This is a genomic window from Phaeobacter sp. B1627, from assembly GCF_006265095.1.
GTDB lineage: Bacteria > Pseudomonadota > Alphaproteobacteria > Rhodobacterales > Rhodobacteraceae > Epibacterium.
The window spans coordinates 1-407 of sequence record NZ_VCNK01000127.1 but is presented as its reverse complement, the minus strand read 5'-3'; the positions used below and the strand labels follow the sequence as shown (position 1 = coordinate 407).

Here is a 407-nt window from a genome sequence, read left to right as displayed (position 1 = left end):
ATCCACCTGACCCTGATCCTGCCGCATGGTGCGGACGCGCCAGAGGAAACCCGTTTCCCGCAGCCGGTGACCCTGACCGGCGACGGGCCGGTGCCCCTGCCGCCCTATGAGGTGGAGCAGGCCCCAACGGATGAACCGGAGGCCGAGGCATGAGCAATATCGACTATTCCAAAGTGGTCACCGCTGCCGCGCGCATCGAACAGGACCGGGCCAGGGCGCTGGCAAAGCTCGCGGATATTCGCTGGCAGTGTGCCATGGCGGGCGTGCTGCTGCCGGGTGGCCTGCAGGTGCCGGGCGATGAGGTGACCCGGCTGTCGCTCTCCGGCGCCGTCAGTGCGCTGCAGCAGGGCATGATCAGCGCACCGCTGGCGTGGAAAACCCCCACCGGCTTTGTCGAGCTGACCCAG

1 protein-coding gene is annotated in these 407 nt (G+C 68.1%); it reads left to right on the top strand.

The genetic code is table 11. The annotated features are described in order from the left end of the window. Positions 1–149: 149 nt before the first annotated feature. On the top strand, positions 150–407 hold a 258-nt coding region (locus FGE21_RS19960), incomplete at its 3' end, for a DUF4376 domain-containing protein (protein WP_139665138.1).